Consider the following 14791-nt stretch of genomic DNA (forward strand, 5'->3'; position numbering starts at 1 on the left):
TCGTCAATAAGTTTCACTCGGCTTAAATCGAACATTGACATTTGACCCGAAATCATCGCATATATAGAAGAGTAGAAATGTAATTCTAGGAGGTACCATGCTAACATTTGAAGAAAAATTAAACATCATTGAGTCGTTTCCACAACTCGTCCGAAAAGATGTTTCACTGAACCGTGTCAATTTCCACTTTCCTGAAAGTCAGTTTGAGAAAAAAATCGTCGTCTATCACCTTCATCCGAACGGGAACGGATTCGTCTATGCCGCCGGATTACCGGGCTACGAAGTCGATAACAAAGGACTCGTCAACATCCGTGAGTTTTCTGCTCCTGCCTTGATTCTTTTGCTTGAAGATGCAATCAAATCGTTATCGACGGTCGAGACGGTCGAGACGCTCGAAGAAACGTGGGTCAACGATAACCAGTTCGAACTCACACTTTTGAATGAAGACCTCGATACATGGCTCGTCTATGCAGGCGACTTGCTCGATGGTGCCTTCAATTCATACAAAGAAGCGGCAAACTATCTTGAAGAAGAAGGTTTCCGCCGTAAATAACGAACATGAACGGAACTGAATCATTCAGTTCCGTTCATTTTTATAACCAATTGATTTAACGTTTGTTTGACACGTTCTAAATCCTCCTCCGACACGCCGAGTGTCTCTTTTAAGGCGAGCGGAACTTGTTCCGCTTGCTCGCGCAACATATGCCCTTTGTCTGTCAACGTGATTTGGATATGTCGTTCATCTTTCTTATTGCGGACGCGTCGAATTAACTCTGATGCTTCGAGCTTTTTCAATAACGGGGTTAGCGTCCCCGAATCCAAATGCAACCGTTCACCGACGGCTTTCAAGGATTGTTGATCTTCTTCCCATAAAACGAGCATGACTAAATATTGCGGATACGTCAGTCCAAGTGGTTCGAGCAACGGACGATAACGTTTCGTGATTTCCCGCGAAATCGAATAAAAGGGAAAACAAAGTTGTTCATCTAACGATAATGGGTTTGACATGATAGTCCTCCTCGGAAGCAAAGTACTTGCTTTCTTTTTTAAATTGTATACAATCTAATTGTAAGCTACTTAATAATAAGGAATCAACGAAAGGGAGTTATTGATTATGAAACCAATGTTCACATCATCAGCTACAGCAGTCGGAGGACGCGACGGACGCGTCGTTTCAGAAGATGGCGTTTTAGACGTCGCTCTCGCCATGCCAGTCCCAGGATCTAAAAAATCAGCGACAAATCCGGAGCAATTGTTTGCTGCTGGATACTCTGCTTGCTTTGATTCTGCATTAAATCTTGTTGCACGTAAACAAGGCATCAAACATGATGGAAGCGAAGTAACGGCGCACGTTACGTTGAACGAAGCAGCAGACGGATTCGCTTTATCTGTTGAACTTGATGTTCTCGTCCGTGGTGTATCGGAAGAACAAGCTGCCGAACTTGCAAAAATCGCACACACAGTTTGCCCTTACTCACGCGCGACAGCTGGAAACATCCAAGTCGATGTTTTCACACGTACGACTGACGCAGCATAAGCATAACATTGTCTGCCCTTTTCTAGTGATATCTACTAGAAAGGGGTATTTTTTTATTGTCAATGCGATGTATTTTGAGGTACCGTGTGTCTTTTGCGTTAAAAATTTAATAATAAATTACGGTAAATGAAATAAATAGTCCGTTATTTTAGAAAACACACTTCTATTAACAGTGTGTTTTCTTCGTTTGTTCGCTTTACAATTGGTTGACGGATAAAATGACCAACTCGCCGGAGACGATCATGTAATAGGCATCATCGAACCGGTGCCGGACATACCGCTCGGCGTCAAAAATCGTCACCATCGGCTCGGCATCTTCTCCGATCGTTTCATGTACATAAAAGCGATCACGCAAGACGCGTTCGAACGGATCCCGGTCTAAAAAACGGGCTCCCGTTCGTAAATTAATCACTTCATGGTGTTGCTCCGACCGGTCGTTGACGATAAAGATCGTCGATTCGACGTCATCATACGTAAAATCAAATGCTTCGTAATCACTCCAGCGGATCCGTCCAAGTTCCGTCACGTCCGTTTCGTCACGGATTTGATAAAACACTTCTTCGTTCAAACGGTCCGTATAGGCACTGAAAATCAAAAACCCGGCTTGTTCCCCGAGGTACTGCACCGTATCCCCTTCCCCGTCAAGGCGTAAGAGTGTCTTGAAGGACAGGACTTCTGTCCCTAGTTCGATTTCCGAAACGATCGTCTCAAGTGAAGCGATTAATAACCCTTCCGAGTGATCAATTGGATCTTCCGGAGAAATCAAGCCGCTTTCGAGGGCATCATAAAAGGAAAATTCGTCGAGGCGCGTGTTGCAGACGATATAATCGACGTCTTGGAGTGTGACGAGGAAAAAGTACAGTTCCCGGTAATTTTCCGTCATCCCGTACAGCCGCTTGTCATGGATCAAGTGTTGTTGCTTCGTCTTCGTGTCATATAAAAAGGCAGACGTCACACGGTCGACGTGGAGCAGTACCATGTAGCGTTCATTGAGGACCCAGTACAGTGACAAATCACCCGGGACGTTGAACGTCGCGACCTGTTCCGTCTTCCCGGATAAGAGATCAATCGTCAATAACTCCGTCGCTCCCCCGTTCGCCCGGTCGTGTTCGTTCAAGCAATAGACTTTCTGGTGTTTGACGAACGGACGGGTCGGTCCGTGATCCGTCAAAACGTCTTGCGACAAATCAACTTGTTCTTGATCCTCGAGGTCGAACCGGCTGATATGGTACTGTTCGGCATTGACTTTTCGTCTGAAGTAAATCGAAGATGGCGTGACATGAAGTATGTCCGAGTGATCCGCTGGTAACGCACGCGCGTCTAGTATTTCCATCTTGTGCACCCCTCCTAAGCATGTTCTACTGTTCTTTTCCCACGATTGGTCCCGCTTGAAACAAGGTCATTTCGTGCGTCTACGGAATACGAATGATACAATACAGCTAGATAATACCACGATGAGGAAGGTGATTCGCTTGCACGCACAAGACTTGAATACGATGATGCTCGAATACGTCAATGATAAGGAAGATTATGACGCGTTCGCAGATAAACTAAAAATTTTATTATCCGAGCTGCTCGATGCGGCCGGAATCAAATACCATTCGATCGTCTCGCGGACGAAGGATTCGGAAAGCCTCTACCAAAAAGTCTTACGGCAACCGAACAAATACCGATCGCTCAAGGACGTCCACGATTTGACGGGAATCCGGATCGTCACCTATTTCCACGACGACGTCCGGGAAGCTGCCCGTATCATTGAAAATGAATTTTCGATCGACCGCGATCAATCCGTCGATAAATCGACGTTGCTCGATACGACGGAGTTCGGCTACTTGTCTGTCCACTTTGTCGCCGCCCTGAGTGAACAACGCCTGGCCTTAAGTGAATACGGCCGCTTCAAGTCACATACGGCAGAAATTCAAATCCGTTCGATTTTGCAACACGCCTGGGCAGAGATTGAACATGACTTAGGGTATAAAAATCCGAACAGCGTCCCGGCAGAAGTCCGGCGCAGTTTCAGCCGCGTCGCCGGACTGCTTGAGATCGCCGATCAAGAATTCGTCAACATCAAAAAGCAACTCAAACAATTCGAGGATGAGACCGTCCAACAGATCTTATCGGACCCGTATAAAGTCCGGATCACGTCCGATAACTTAAACTATTTCATTGACCACTCCCCTGTCATCAGCGAGCTCGACAAGCGACTTGTCACGTCACAAATGATGCTCGATTCCGACCAGCAACTGATTAATGAGTTGATCCGGATGTTCCATTACGTCGACATCCGCAATTACGGTGAACTAATCGATGCCGTCTCGAGTCATAGCACACTCGCCTTAAAATGCGCTCAAGTCATGCCGAATCCTTTTTTGCCGCGCCAAGGCATCGGTATCGCCTACATCTGCATGGCCGTGACGATTGCCGGGAACGACACGCACCGGATCGATTACTTTTTCCGTCGTTTCTATCCGGAACTTCGGAACGTCACGGAAATCATTACAAAAGTTCAGCCGTCGCATGATGAGATGATTCAAGAGAAAAATATTGATTAAACTAAAATTTTTCACTATACTAAATGGCGGGTAACGAAACTATCGTATGGAAAGAGTGAAGCTAAACATGGCAACGACAATCGAAGTAGCACAACGCGATCAATTGATCGTCGATACAGAAAAAGGACTCCGCATGAACTACCGCGCCATCAAAAAAGATGTTCGCAGCATGTTCACGACCTATTTGACACGGAATGAATTCTTCATTTTGAAGTCGCTTTGCGGGCAAAGTCCACAAATCGCATCCGCCCTGTCGAATGAATTCCAGTTCTCTGCAAGTATGATTACCGCACTTGCTGACGAATTGACAAAAAAAGGCTTGATTTCACGCGAACGCAGTGAACTCGACCGCCGTGTCGTCGAGCTCCGGGCAACACCGGACGGAATTGAACTGTACGGGAAACTTGAAGCAATGAAGATGGAGTACCTGTCGGACGTTTTCTCCGCGTTTTCAGATGCAGAACTTGATACGTTCCGGACACTCTTGACGAAACTCGAGCAACAGGATTAACATTTCCCCCTCTAGCTGACCGAGCTGGAGGGGTTTTTGTACTAGCAACCGAATTGGAGGATGATGAGATGACGCATGCTACTTTAGAGCAGGTGACGACGCTCCGTCAGTCGAAACAGTACGAGCAAGCAAAACAGATGATGCGCGAGCTGTTAGAGACCGATCGTACGAACCCTTACTACCATTTCCAGATGGCCTGGTGCTTCGATAACCTCGGCGAGGAGCAGGCTGCCGTTCCGCATTATGAGTTTGCGATCGCAAACGGCCTCGACACACGGTTTTTGACGGACGCCTTCATCGGGCTCGGCAGTACATACCGGGCGCTCGGACAATACGCTGCTGCGCATGACACCTTTACGGAAGGCTTAGCTCGTTTCCCCGACAGCACGGGACTGAAGACGTTTTTAGCCTTGACGCTGTTTAATCTCAAGCAGCATGAGGAAGCGATGCAACAGTTACTTGACGTCATCACGACGATGACGCCGGACTCCGACGTCCATACTTACAGACAAGCCCTCCGTTATTACCGCGACCATTTACATGACGTCTCAAAGACGTAACCGACTGCCCGCTTAACCGTTCAATGATTCCTTCTCTTCCTCTATTAGCGCGAAAGGAGCTTGTTCATGAAACGACCAGCAGAGGCACAACCGTCAGTCCTGACGATCATTGCCTATAAGTATCCCGACCGCCCCCATTACGAGTGGACTGGCAACATGCTGATAAAAACAGACGACTACGTGCTCGTCCATGGACAAGCAGGCAGAAGACTGGTCCATCACACACGGGGACAGACTTTTACCTACGCGACACAGTCGCTTGAGTATTATCCCCTGAATGCGCCGTTCACGGTCAATATCGACTTCGATGCACACGGTGCCTCCTATCACTGCAACGTCTGCCTGCCTCCACGGCTCGACGGGGATACCCTTTCCTTCGTCGACCTCGACCTCGATTATGTCCGCAATCAAGCAGGTACCTGGCAGGTCGTCGACCGAGACGAGTTCGTCGTCAATCAACGGACGTTCGCCTATCCTGCCCGACTGATTGAACAAGCGGAAGCTGCCTTGACGGACTTGATTAAACACGTGACCGAGGGACGGTTTCCGTTCGACGGGTTTCTTCAACAGCATCTGTTCCGGCTAGCGCATCGCGTCAACTGATTCAAGCGCTTCTCGATTCATCTTACGTGCTCCCCTTCGCTTTTCACGGGAATTACTAATTTCCACCAACTGTAAAATAGTGACACAAAAAAGACGATCGATGTAGATGGTTAATCCAATCCATCGCTCGTCTATTAATTTTGGTGTTGACACTTTTATCTTTACCTCAAAACAAAAGCAGGGAAGAATGTGTCTTCCCTGCTTTTTTTACGATGATGGCTGTCCTGGGATATACTCCGAGATGATCCCAAGTAACTCCGCGTAGGCCTGTTCAAAATCAATGTTTTCAATCATATAGTCATAGTGGTCCCGGTCTTTCCAAGCTTCCGAGTAATCGATGAGCCGTGCTTCGAACTCCGGTGTATCCCCGCGCATCAACAGACGTTCTTTCATCAGGTCAGGTGGAACGGACACGAAAATCGTGATGACACGGTCTTCGAACAATTCCTTGAATGCTGCCGCACCTTTCGGATCGATGTCTTTGATGACGATTCCGTTCGTCGTCAGGACGTCCTCATACGCTTGTCGAGGTGTTCCGTACCACGCCCGGTGGACATGGGCGTACTCGATGAACCCCGTCTCTTGAATCAATTGCTGGAACGTTTTTACGTCGACGAAATGATAACTTTCCCCGTCTTGTTCGGTCGGGCGTTTCGGTCGTGTCGTCACGGAGGGAATGAACCGGACATGTTCATACTCGTGTCGTAATCGTTTGATTAAGGACGACTTCCCGCTGCCCGATCCACCAATCAATAGAATGATTTTACCTGACATCGTCATCCTCCTTTTGTTGTTGCCTAGTCATGAAATACCCCGAAACACGCAGCGCGAATTGTTCGAGTTCGCTATCGTCGACGACCCCGTAAATCGAACGGATGACGACGAGATACCGATCGTATTCAATGATGCGCGCGACATCATTTCGGGTCATCTGGACACGTTGTTCCGGATAGCTTGCGACGTAGTACCAGTCGACGGCAATACGTTCCGGTGTCGGTGTCGCATAAATCCATGTCTCGCTTTTCAGGTCATGTTCAATCGTACTTTTTAAAGAAAAACGTTGTACGGTCTCTAATTCGGTTTTTGCGTCTTGAAGTCCTGCTTGGAAGTCATCCGGTCGTGTCGCTGACTGTGCAACTTGTTTCGGTTGCGGTTGTGGTATTTTTTGAAAACCAATCTCGAGACCGATGCCAAGCGCAATCAGTGAAGCTATGATAGTCAACACATACCCCTTCCGCATGACGCTTCCTCCTTAGTCAATCGACAGGCGCGCTTTGAATCCTTTTGGATCATTGACGATGACGGCATCAATGCCGATTGCCTCCATCTGTTCGACATCCTCTGCCGATTTCGGAGTATAGACGCGGACGGAGATTCCTGCTGCGTGAGCCAGTGCGACGTCTTCTGCCGTCACGCGACGATAATCCGGATGAATGCCCTTCGCCCCGAGCTGCTTCGCTTGTTGCTCCGGGTGAAACAAGGGATACGGATAGAGCAGTGCTGTCTCGAGCGACGGATCAAGCTGACGAATCGTATCAATCGAGTAATGATTGAAGGAACTGAAGATTAATCGATCTGGTGCAAGCTGATGGGCACGGCACCGTTCGACGACGTAGGCCTCGAGACCTTCATAACGGATTGTATCCGTCTTCAGTTCGATGTTGAGGACGATTTGCGTTGGCGCCACGAGCTCTAAGACTTCGTCAAGTGTCGGAATCATCGCACGCTGCGGTCCCGTACCTTTAAAGCGCGCTCCCGCATTCAATTGTTTGAGTTCTGCAAGCGTAAGATCAACGACGCGCCCTGTTCCGTCCGTCGTCCGGTCGACGGTCTCGTCATGGATGACGATTCCGACGCCGTCTTTTGAGAAATGGACATCGAATTCGATGCCATCGACGTCCGGTAAGGCTGCTTTGAACGCCTCGAGCGTATTTTCCGGAAACGCGTCACTTGCGCCGCGGTGGGCAAACCATTGCATCACAGCGTTTCGACGACGCGTGTATATTTCTTCGTCAAGTAATCAATCAACGGTTGGACCGTAATCGATTGCCCGGTCGCTGCTTCAATCAATTCGGCCGGCGTCTTCGCTTTTCCGTGTTGGTGGATATTTTCCTTTAACCAATTTTTGATCGGTGTAAACGAACCGCTTGCAATCAGTTCGTCGATGTCTTTAACATCCCGACGCATCGCTTCGTTCAACTGGGCACTGTAGACGAGTCCGAGCGCATAGCTCGGGAAGTAACCGAACGAACCACCTGACCAGTGAACGTCTTGTAAGACACCTTGTGCGTTCGATGGGACATCGACTCCAAGGTATTCTTTATAAAGGCGGTTCCATTCCTTTGGCAGTGCCTTGACTTCGAGTTCACCCGTGATGAGACGTTTTTCAAGTTCGTAGCGGATAATGATATGCATCGCGTATGTCAGTTCATCCGCCTCAATCCGGATCAACGATGGTTTGACTTCGTTAACGGCAGCATAAAATGTTTCGAATGGAACGTCCGTCAATGAAGGAATCGCAGCTTGCAACCCTGTATAACGTGCTTCGAGGAAACCACGGTTGCGTCCGATGAAGTTCTCAAAAAACAATGATTGTGATTCATGAATCCCCATCGATGCCCCTTCACCGAGACCAAGGGAGTCGAGTTCCGGATCGATGCCTTGTTCGTACGTCGCGTGACCGGCTTCGTGCATCGTCCCGAAAACAGAGTTCCGGTAATCCGCTTCATCATATTTCGTCGTGACACGGGCATCTTTGCGATTGATTGTCGTTTGGAACGGATGAACCGTCTCGTCCAAGCGACCGGCTGTAAAATCATAACCGATATCGTTCAACCACTCGTGATTGAGCTTAATTTGTGTCTCGCGGTCTGCTGACCAATCGAGTTTCGGGAATGTTTTCCCATCAAGATCGGTGAGCAACGTGATGATTGCTTGACGGAGCTCCGCGAACAATGGATCGAGCTGAGCGACCGTCATTCCTGGCTCATAGTCATGGAGCAATGCGTCGTATGGGTGATTTTCGTATCCCCAGTACTCGACGAATTTACGTTCTGTCGCGACGATTTTTTCTAAGAATGGTTCGAACATCGCCCAGTCATTCGCATCCTTCGCTTTTTCCCAAACACTTTCCGCTTCCGAAATCAATGTCACAAAGGCTTGATATTCCGCTTCCGGAATTTTTGAGTCCCGATCAAATGCCTGTTTCGCTTTCTCGTACGAGATCGCATCGAGTCCCGTCAACGATTCTTGCCCCATCGCGCCTAACAAGGACTGGTACTGTGTGCCTGTCCGGCGACGGAAACTTTCTGTCGATAAGAAACCGAGTGATTTCGAGCGGTTCGGCGCTGATTGTTCCGGCATGTATGTCCGCATGTCCCAGTAGAGTAAAGCGACTGCTTCCTCATAGGCACCGAGTGCGTCGAAATGGTCGCGCCACTGTTGTAACGTATTCATTCTAAAATCCCCCTTAAAATATGTAATGGTCTACGTTTTTTAGCATATCACAAAATGTTCAAAACATTCATACAGGAAGATCTCCTGAAACCTTTGTGGTCATTTGAACGTATAAATTATATAATCAATGTAACGGAGAAAGGATGGACCACACGTGAAAACAGATCAAGAACTGGCGACAGCCATCACCATCGAGTCAAACGGACAAACGCAACTGATTACCGGTCAACCACCTGAGTTAGACTGGATTGGTACGGGACGAAGTGCCTTCGTCTTTCGGATTCAAGGAACGGACCGCGTCATCAAAAAATTTTTCCCGAGCCATCGTCATCTTGCCGTCCTTGAAGGAGCGATTTATGAGCAATTGTCGTCGTTTTCGACGTACGCCAAACAATACGCCTACGGGGCGGATTACCTCGTCATCGAATACATCGAGGGACAGACGTTGTTCGACTGTCTCGTCAACGGGACGTTGATTCCCCGGGACGTCATCCGCTCTGTCGATCAAGCTTTAGCGGACGCACGCTCCGTCGGCTTAAACCCGTCCGACATCCACTTGCGCAACATCATGCTGACGAAAGACGGGACACGGATCATCGACGTCGCACGGTTCCGTCAGACAGAACCGTGCTCACAGTGGGACGACTTAAAGCGCGGGTATGATTACTTTTATTGCAAATCGTATTTTCCGAAAAAGCTGCCGGAGGCTTTTCTGAACACAGTCGCCGATATTTATAAACGCCGGATGTTCGAGTCACACCGTAATACCGGGTGACGCTGATAGATGAAGCGGTAACGTATCTTATGAACGATGAGATAAGGTAACGTTTTTCCTGATTCACTTCATAACTCGACTACTGAAACAGGAGAATTCATCCGTTTTCGTCATACATTTTTTGGTATAATCAGGATAGATGAAAAGCAATTCATACCCTGTTTGAAAGTAGGTCGACAGATGAAAGAAATGATTCAAACGCACGATGATTTACTTGACATGCTTGACGATTTACTGCGTGAACCGACCGCATTTTGGAATGATTTTTACGCCGACCGTGACAAACGGATTCCTTTTTTCGTCAACAAGCCGGACGAAAATCTCGTCCGTTATTTTGAACGCGGTATCATCGCACCGGGTCACGTTTTGGAGCTCGGTTGCGGCCCGGGGCGTAACGCGCTGTATTTTGCAAGACAAGACTGCACCGTGACCGCTGTCGATTTATCACGTCAGTCGCTTGCCTGGGCGCGCGAACGGGCGCAGGAGGAGCAGCTCGACGTCGACTTCATCGAACGGAACATCTTTGATTTCTCCCTTGCTAAAGAGGCGTATGACATCGTTTACGATTCCGGTTGCTTCCACCATATCGCTCCGCACCGCCGACGCGATTATCTTACGCTCGTCACCGATTCCTTAAAGCATGGCGGACATTTCGCCCTGACTTGTTTTATCGAAGGCGGTGAGCTCGGCGGATCCGACATCTCCGACTGGGAAGTGTACCGGACACGCAGCTTAAACGGTGGATTAGGATTCACGGAAGAGAAGTTACGGTTGATTTTTGCTGACTTCGACGTGATTGAAATCAGACCGATGCCGATGATGCCGGCGTCCGCGACGACTTTCGGTCGTACTGGACTGTGGACGGCAGTGTTTCAAAAAAAGCACGATAATGGACCTCTGCTATATAAAAAGAACGTAGCAACGTGAGCCCTGATGTGCACCTGACAAAAAACCATGGAGGACGACCTCCATGGTTTTTTGTCACTTTGCTTTTTTTCCAGTCACGCGTTTCGGTTTAGCGAATAACCCGAAATACAATCCGACCAATACGCTGACGATGATCCAGCCATCTGTTTTATCCATCTCGATGCCTCCCGTCTTTCACTGAAGTGTTCCTAAATCATACACCAATGAATGATTACGCGCTTCATGAACACTCATTTCTTTCGACTTACGATTGAAAATGATAATGGAACAATACGAGCACCGACAAGATCAGGGACTGATTTTGCTGCTCCTTGACTTTAAACGTTACGTCGGACCGCAAGTTCGCTTTACTCGTCGCAATCACCTCAGTCCCTCGCCAGACTTTAATCTTCGAGGATAACGTCGAGGACGTGACTTCGTACTCGACGTCTTGATAGGACAGGAGCATGACTTCTTTAAACGTACTCATCCGTTTCAGTGACGCGTCGGTCCGGACCGTGCCTACGACTTCACCGTTTTCGTAGACGAGCCACTTTTGATTCCGCGCTAGAAGAGAACTCCGTTGTTCGACGTAAGAAAACGTACGGTCGGAAAAACTGAAGTTCAGATTCAAGAACCACCCCCGCAGCTTTGCCGAGAGCTGAACAAACAAAAATTGCCATCCTTTTGGATAGCTCCGTCGATAGGATCCAATCTGCTGTGCACCTTCCAGCACGTATTTCGGTCGCCGTGTCGTCCGTTCGACGCAACGTGTCGCTATCGTCTTCGTGCGTCCCACGTACCGCATGTCGCGTCTGATTTGCCAGTAATCGAGAAGCGCGCCACCAAGTGCTGCGAGCAGAAGCAGCGAAATCAGACCAAATTCCAGCCAACTGAACATGCCGGTTAAGAGGAAGCGGATGACCATTCCAATCGTCAATAATCCATACAATAACAACATTTCACCCATCGTCATTCTTGCCTCCTTTTAATACCCGCTCGTTAATCCTGGTTTTAGTGTACACTAGCACGATTACGATAGTAAGGATTATCTAAATGAGTTAAAATATGTTAATGGATGGAATTCAAGGAGGAGATGCAGCATGACTGAACAACGACAAATCGCACTCGTGACCGGTGCCAGTCACGAACGGGATATCGGGGCAGCGATCTGTCGGACGCTTGCCGCACGAGGCATCGAGATTTTTTTCACCGCCTGGCAAGCGGAAGCCGACTGGATCCCATCATTTGAAGCGGAGTTAGCAACATTCGGTGTCCGGGCAAGAGGATTCCGGATTGACTTAGCCAATCCGGCGGCGGCGGCAACTGTCCATCAAACCGTCGTTGGGACGCTCGGCCAACCGTCGATTTTAATCAACAACGCCGCTCACTCGACGCAGACCGACTATTTGTCGCTCGACGCCGCAGCGCTCGACACTCATTATGCGGTCAATATCCGCTCGACGTTACTGTTATCGGTCGAGTTCGCCCGCCACCTGCAAGCGTCACCGTTATCATCAGGACGGATCATCAACATGACATCCGGCCAGGAACGCGGACCGATGCCGGGTGAACTTGCTTATGTCGCGACGAAAGGTGCGATTTCTGCTTTTACGCAGACGTTCGCCCAGGAAGTTGCCCCGTTCGGCGTGACGGTCAACGCCGTCAACCCCGGTCCGACCGACTCAACTTGGATGACGGATGAGATCCGCTCCGCCCTGCTACCGAAATTTCCCTTTGGCCGCATCGGGGCACCAAACGACGTCGCCCGCTTGATTTCATTTCTCGTTAGTGACGAAGGTGCCTGGATCACCGGGCAAGTTCTGCATTCGGAAGGTGGCTTTATCCGTCAATAATGGCATAATCCGTTAGTCGGCGAACGAAAAGGTCACTGGACGATGACGTCCGGTGACCTTTTTCGTTTTCTTATGTTGCATACGAATCAGACGTCATCCCTGCAAAAATTGAGTCAAGGACGGAGCGACGACTTCTTCGCGTTCCAGTGTTTCATGACCGACGACCATCACTTCGCTCGTTACGAGATCCACACATAACAGGTCCCCATCCATGTCTTCGTATCCGATAATGTACCATGATTTTAATCGATCCGCTTGATGGTGTTCGACTTCAATGATACTCCGAAAAATCGCTTGTGATTCCTCAAACAGATCAACCGGATGAACACATGCATAACGTGGCAATCCATCGACATCTGTCAATCGTATTTCTTCTTCCTCAACCGGTAACATCGCCATTACTTGTTCAATCGTCATCACTTCTTCTTCACATCCCTTTTAGTAGCACGTCGCTGTTTCATCTTCAGTTTGATGCTTCTTTATGTTAGTAAACAAAAACAGACTTCGGATACTTCCGAAATCTGTTAGCGTCATGACGTATTTTTCTAGGGTAGCTCAGTCGTTTCGATTGGTCAACCCAAGGAATTGGGCTTTTTGATTAAACAGTTTCCGGTAGGACAGGTAGCCGACCATGACGGAAGACACGGCAGCATTCGTCAAAATCAGGAACAGGATTAATAACTGGTACATGACAGCTTCCATCGGATCGGCCCCACCGATGATCAAACCGCTCATCATGCCGGGAAGCTGGACGAGTCCCATCGTTTTCTGCGCCTCGATCGTCGGAATCATACTCGTCTTGATGGCGCTTTTCAAACTTCGGTCAATCGCTGTTTTCGGAGTACCTCCGAGCGCTAAAATCAGCTCAATGACTTCATCGCCCCGTTCGACCTCATCCTTGAACTTATTCAGGAACAAAAGCGACAAAATCATACAGTTGCCAATCACCATCCCGCTGATCGGAATGACTTCCTGCGCTTCGAACGGAATGATTCGAAGACCGAGCATGATGCCCATCGTCAAGACTTCGACACTGACTAACGTCAGTAAAATAATGCCCGTAATCCCGGGAATTCCGTCACCCTTTTTGATGATGTTGAGCGTTGCCGCGACAATCATCAACAGAATCATCAACCCGATGTAAATTTTACTGTCACTTTCGAAAACGAACGTCAAGAGATAACCGACAATCAACAACTGGACGATCGACCGGACCGTCGCTATCAAAATATCGTTGCCAAGTCCAAGCTTTAACGTATATGTCAGCACTAACGGAATCAAGATAAAGACTAAGGCGGAAGCGAGTTGCACGTAACTCATTGGTCGACCCCCTTGACGAACGCTTCGATGGCGGGATTATCCGAGCCCTCAATCAATTCAATCGTTCCCTGTTCAATCAATTGCCCGTCTTTTAAGAACCACATGTCATCACTGACACGGCGCGCCTGTTCGAGATCATGCGTAATCCAGATCACCGTCACGTTGAATTCCCGTTGAATCTTTCGGACGAGCGCCTCGATTTCCTTGACCATCCGGTAATCGAGACTGGCCGTGATCTCGTCGAGCAACAGGACATCCGGTCGGTTGACGAGTGTCCGCGCGATCGCGATGCGGCTTTTTTCGCCACCCGACAGTTCCTTGACGTTTTGTGTCAACGGTAGCTCTTTTAAGTCGACCCGCTCCAACAGACGCTTGGCCTCTTCCTGTTCCAATGTCTGATTGAAGATCGCTTTTGGAAGATTCAAATTGTCGTACACGGTCCCCGCAATCATCGGGGCACTTTGAAAGGCCATGCCAATCTTTTTTCGAAGCTCCATCATATCGATGTCTTTTAAATCGGTTCCCTTAAAATAAAGCGTCCCGGCGTCCGGGGAAAGTAATCCGTTGATTTGTTTCAGACACGTCGTTTTCCCGGCGCCGCTCGGTCCGACGAGCGTCGTGATTTTTCCTTCCCGAAACGTCCCGGAGATCCCTTTGAGTATCGATTTGTACTGGACATCCTTAAATTCAATGACTGCCACACCACTCCACCTCA

The 14791-nt window shown here is 48.7% G+C and carries 19 protein-coding genes; 9 read left to right on the top strand and 10 right to left on the bottom strand.

Going from position 1 to position 14791, the window contains the following annotated elements; translation table 11 throughout:
* Nucleotides 1-97: 97 nt before the first annotated feature.
* Nucleotides 98-553 (top strand): hypothetical protein, encoded by a 456-nt coding sequence (locus KNP96_RS13415; RefSeq protein ID WP_029330281.1) that lies wholly within the window; start codon nt 98-100, stop codon nt 551-553.
* Nucleotides 554-573: 20 nt separating this feature from the next.
* On the opposite strand, the gene KNP96_RS13420 is transcribed toward KNP96_RS13415, so the two are convergent.
* Nucleotides 574-1008 (bottom strand): MarR family winged helix-turn-helix transcriptional regulator, encoded by a 435-nt coding sequence (locus KNP96_RS13420; protein ID WP_214766158.1) that lies wholly within the window; start codon nt 1006-1008, stop codon nt 574-576.
* A gap of 106 nt (nt 1009-1114) precedes the next feature.
* Here KNP96_RS13420 and KNP96_RS13425 point away from each other — a divergent pair, with 106 nt between their 5' ends.
* The gene (locus KNP96_RS13425; protein ID WP_029330285.1) at nt 1115-1537 is read left to right on the top strand and encodes an organic hydroperoxide resistance protein; all 423 of its coding nucleotides are present in this window, start codon (nt 1115-1117) and stop codon (nt 1535-1537) included.
* A gap of 196 nt (nt 1538-1733) precedes the next feature.
* Here the strand turns inward: KNP96_RS13425 and KNP96_RS13430 are convergent, their stop codons facing one another.
* Entirely contained in the window at nt 1734-2870 is a 1137-nt protein-coding gene (locus tag KNP96_RS13430; protein WP_214766160.1) for a Six-bladed beta-propeller, TolB-like protein, read from the bottom strand.
* Between the two features lie 130 nt (nt 2871-3000).
* Here KNP96_RS13430 and KNP96_RS13435 point away from each other — a divergent pair, with 130 nt between their 5' ends.
* The 4 genes from KNP96_RS13435 to KNP96_RS13450 all read left to right on the top strand — a co-directional run bounded on the left by KNP96_RS13435 (nt 3001) and on the right by KNP96_RS13450 (nt 5763).
* The gene (locus KNP96_RS13435) at nt 3001-4089 is read left to right on the top strand and encodes a GTP pyrophosphokinase (protein ID WP_235195154.1); all 1089 of its coding nucleotides are present in this window, start codon (nt 3001-3003) and stop codon (nt 4087-4089) included.
* Between the two features lie 67 nt (nt 4090-4156).
* Nucleotides 4157-4600, top strand: a complete 444-nt coding sequence (locus tag KNP96_RS13440; RefSeq protein ID WP_088837198.1) for a MarR family winged helix-turn-helix transcriptional regulator — start codon at nt 4157-4159, stop codon at nt 4598-4600.
* A 68-nt stretch (nt 4601-4668) separates the two neighbouring features.
* The gene (locus KNP96_RS13445) at nt 4669-5160 is read left to right on the top strand and encodes a tetratricopeptide repeat protein (RefSeq protein ID WP_214771096.1); all 492 of its coding nucleotides are present in this window, start codon (nt 4669-4671) and stop codon (nt 5158-5160) included.
* 66 nt (nt 5161-5226) lie between these two features.
* On the top strand, nt 5227-5763 hold the full coding sequence (locus KNP96_RS13450; protein WP_214771099.1) for a DUF402 domain-containing protein: 537 nt from the start codon (nt 5227-5229) through the stop codon (nt 5761-5763).
* 207 nt (nt 5764-5970) lie between these two features.
* Here KNP96_RS13450 and KNP96_RS13455 read toward each other — a convergent pair whose 3' ends face one another.
* From KNP96_RS13455 to KNP96_RS13470, 4 genes are read right to left on the bottom strand one after another with little or no spacing between them, the layout of a single operon-like run.
* A complete protein-coding gene (locus KNP96_RS13455; protein ID WP_088837202.1) occupies nt 5971-6537 on the bottom strand; it encodes a guanylate kinase in 567 nt (188 codons plus the stop codon).
* Nucleotides 6527-7003: a hypothetical protein gene (locus KNP96_RS13460; protein WP_088837203.1), complete on the bottom strand. Its 477-nt coding sequence runs from the start codon at nt 7001-7003 to the stop codon at nt 6527-6529. Before KNP96_RS13460 ends, KNP96_RS13455 begins: the two co-directional genes overlap by 11 nt.
* A 12-nt stretch (nt 7004-7015) precedes the next feature.
* On the bottom strand, nt 7016-7741 hold the full coding sequence (locus tag KNP96_RS13465) for a glycerophosphodiester phosphodiesterase (protein ID WP_239456723.1): 726 nt from the start codon (nt 7739-7741) through the stop codon (nt 7016-7018).
* Complete coding sequence (locus KNP96_RS13470) at nt 7741-9219, bottom strand: carboxypeptidase M32 (RefSeq protein WP_214771102.1); 1479 nt, start codon at nt 9217-9219, stop codon at nt 7741-7743. The genes KNP96_RS13465 and KNP96_RS13470 overlap by 1 nt, the downstream gene beginning before the upstream one ends.
* Nucleotides 9220-9373: 154 nt before the next feature.
* On the opposite strand from KNP96_RS13470, the gene KNP96_RS13475 reads away from it, so the two are divergent.
* Nucleotides 9374-9994 (top strand): lipopolysaccharide core heptose(II) kinase RfaY, encoded by a 621-nt coding sequence (locus KNP96_RS13475; protein WP_088837206.1) that lies wholly within the window; start codon nt 9374-9376, stop codon nt 9992-9994.
* Between the two features lie 180 nt (nt 9995-10174).
* Nucleotides 10175-10921, top strand: a complete 747-nt coding sequence (locus KNP96_RS13480) for an SAM-dependent methyltransferase (RefSeq protein ID WP_214771105.1) — start codon at nt 10175-10177, stop codon at nt 10919-10921.
* Between the two features lie 244 nt (nt 10922-11165).
* Here the strand turns inward: KNP96_RS13480 and KNP96_RS13485 are convergent, their stop codons facing one another.
* Nucleotides 11166-11876: a tubby C-terminal domain-like protein gene (locus KNP96_RS13485; RefSeq protein ID WP_214771108.1), complete on the bottom strand. Its 711-nt coding sequence runs from the start codon at nt 11874-11876 to the stop codon at nt 11166-11168.
* Nucleotides 11877-12003: 127 nt separating this feature from the next.
* On the opposite strand from KNP96_RS13485, the gene KNP96_RS13490 reads away from it, so the two are divergent.
* Entirely contained in the window at nt 12004-12756 is a 753-nt protein-coding gene (locus tag KNP96_RS13490) for an SDR family oxidoreductase (protein WP_214771112.1), read from the top strand.
* 93 nt (nt 12757-12849) lie between these two features.
* On the opposite strand, the gene KNP96_RS13495 is transcribed toward KNP96_RS13490, so the two are convergent.
* The 3 genes from KNP96_RS13495 to KNP96_RS13505 form a co-directional block, all read right to left on the bottom strand.
* Nucleotides 12850-13176: an SMI1/KNR4 family protein gene (locus tag KNP96_RS13495; protein WP_157898485.1), complete on the bottom strand. Its 327-nt coding sequence runs from the start codon at nt 13174-13176 to the stop codon at nt 12850-12852.
* A gap of 135 nt (nt 13177-13311) precedes the next feature.
* Nucleotides 13312-14076 (bottom strand): ABC transporter permease, encoded by a 765-nt coding sequence (locus KNP96_RS13500; protein WP_214771115.1) that lies wholly within the window; start codon nt 14074-14076, stop codon nt 13312-13314.
* Complete coding sequence (locus KNP96_RS13505) at nt 14073-14777, bottom strand: ABC transporter ATP-binding protein (RefSeq protein ID WP_214771118.1); 705 nt, start codon at nt 14775-14777, stop codon at nt 14073-14075. Before KNP96_RS13505 ends, KNP96_RS13500 begins: the two co-directional genes overlap by 4 nt.
* Nucleotides 14778-14791: the final 14 nt, after the last annotated feature.

The organism is Exiguobacterium sp. s133, from assembly GCF_018618595.1.
Classification (GTDB): Bacteria; Bacillota; Bacilli; order Exiguobacteriales; family Exiguobacteriaceae; genus Exiguobacterium_A; species Exiguobacterium_A oxidotolerans.

Bases quoted from the DNA above. Each gene is read 5' to 3' on its own strand.
- KNP96_RS13415 (WP_029330281.1), top strand. From the start codon at position 98: ATGCTAACATTTGAAGAAAAATTAAACATCATTGAGTCGTTTCCACAA.
- KNP96_RS13420 (WP_214766158.1), bottom strand. From the start codon at position 1,008: ATGTCAAACCCATTATCGTTAGATGAACAACTTTGTTTTCCCTTTTAT.
- KNP96_RS13425 (WP_029330285.1), top strand. From the start codon at position 1,115: ATGAAACCAATGTTCACATCATCAGCTACAGCAGTCGGAGGACGCGAC.
- KNP96_RS13430 (WP_214766160.1), bottom strand. From the start codon at position 2,870: ATGGAAATACTAGACGCGCGTGCGTTACCAGCGGATCACTCGGACATA.
- KNP96_RS13440 (WP_088837198.1), top strand. From the start codon at position 4,157: ATGGCAACGACAATCGAAGTAGCACAACGCGATCAATTGATCGTCGAT.
- KNP96_RS13445 (WP_214771096.1), top strand. From the start codon at position 4,669: ATGACGCATGCTACTTTAGAGCAGGTGACGACGCTCCGTCAGTCGAAA.
- KNP96_RS13450 (WP_214771099.1), top strand. From the start codon at position 5,227: ATGAAACGACCAGCAGAGGCACAACCGTCAGTCCTGACGATCATTGCC.
- KNP96_RS13455 (WP_088837202.1), bottom strand. From the start codon at position 6,537: ATGTCAGGTAAAATCATTCTATTGATTGGTGGATCGGGCAGCGGGAAG.
- KNP96_RS13460 (WP_088837203.1), bottom strand. From the start codon at position 7,003: ATGCGGAAGGGGTATGTGTTGACTATCATAGCTTCACTGATTGCGCTT.
- KNP96_RS13465 (WP_239456723.1), bottom strand. From the start codon at position 7,741: ATGCAATGGTTTGCCCACCGCGGCGCAAGTGACGCGTTTCCGGAAAAT.
- KNP96_RS13470 (WP_214771102.1), bottom strand. From the start codon at position 9,219: ATGAATACGTTACAACAGTGGCGCGACCATTTCGACGCACTCGGTGCC.
- KNP96_RS13480 (WP_214771105.1), top strand. From the start codon at position 10,175: ATGAAAGAAATGATTCAAACGCACGATGATTTACTTGACATGCTTGAC.
- KNP96_RS13485 (WP_214771108.1), bottom strand. From the start codon at position 11,876: ATGACGATGGGTGAAATGTTGTTATTGTATGGATTATTGACGATTGGA.
- KNP96_RS13490 (WP_214771112.1), top strand. From the start codon at position 12,004: ATGACTGAACAACGACAAATCGCACTCGTGACCGGTGCCAGTCACGAA.
- KNP96_RS13500 (WP_214771115.1), bottom strand. From the start codon at position 14,076: ATGAGTTACGTGCAACTCGCTTCCGCCTTAGTCTTTATCTTGATTCCG.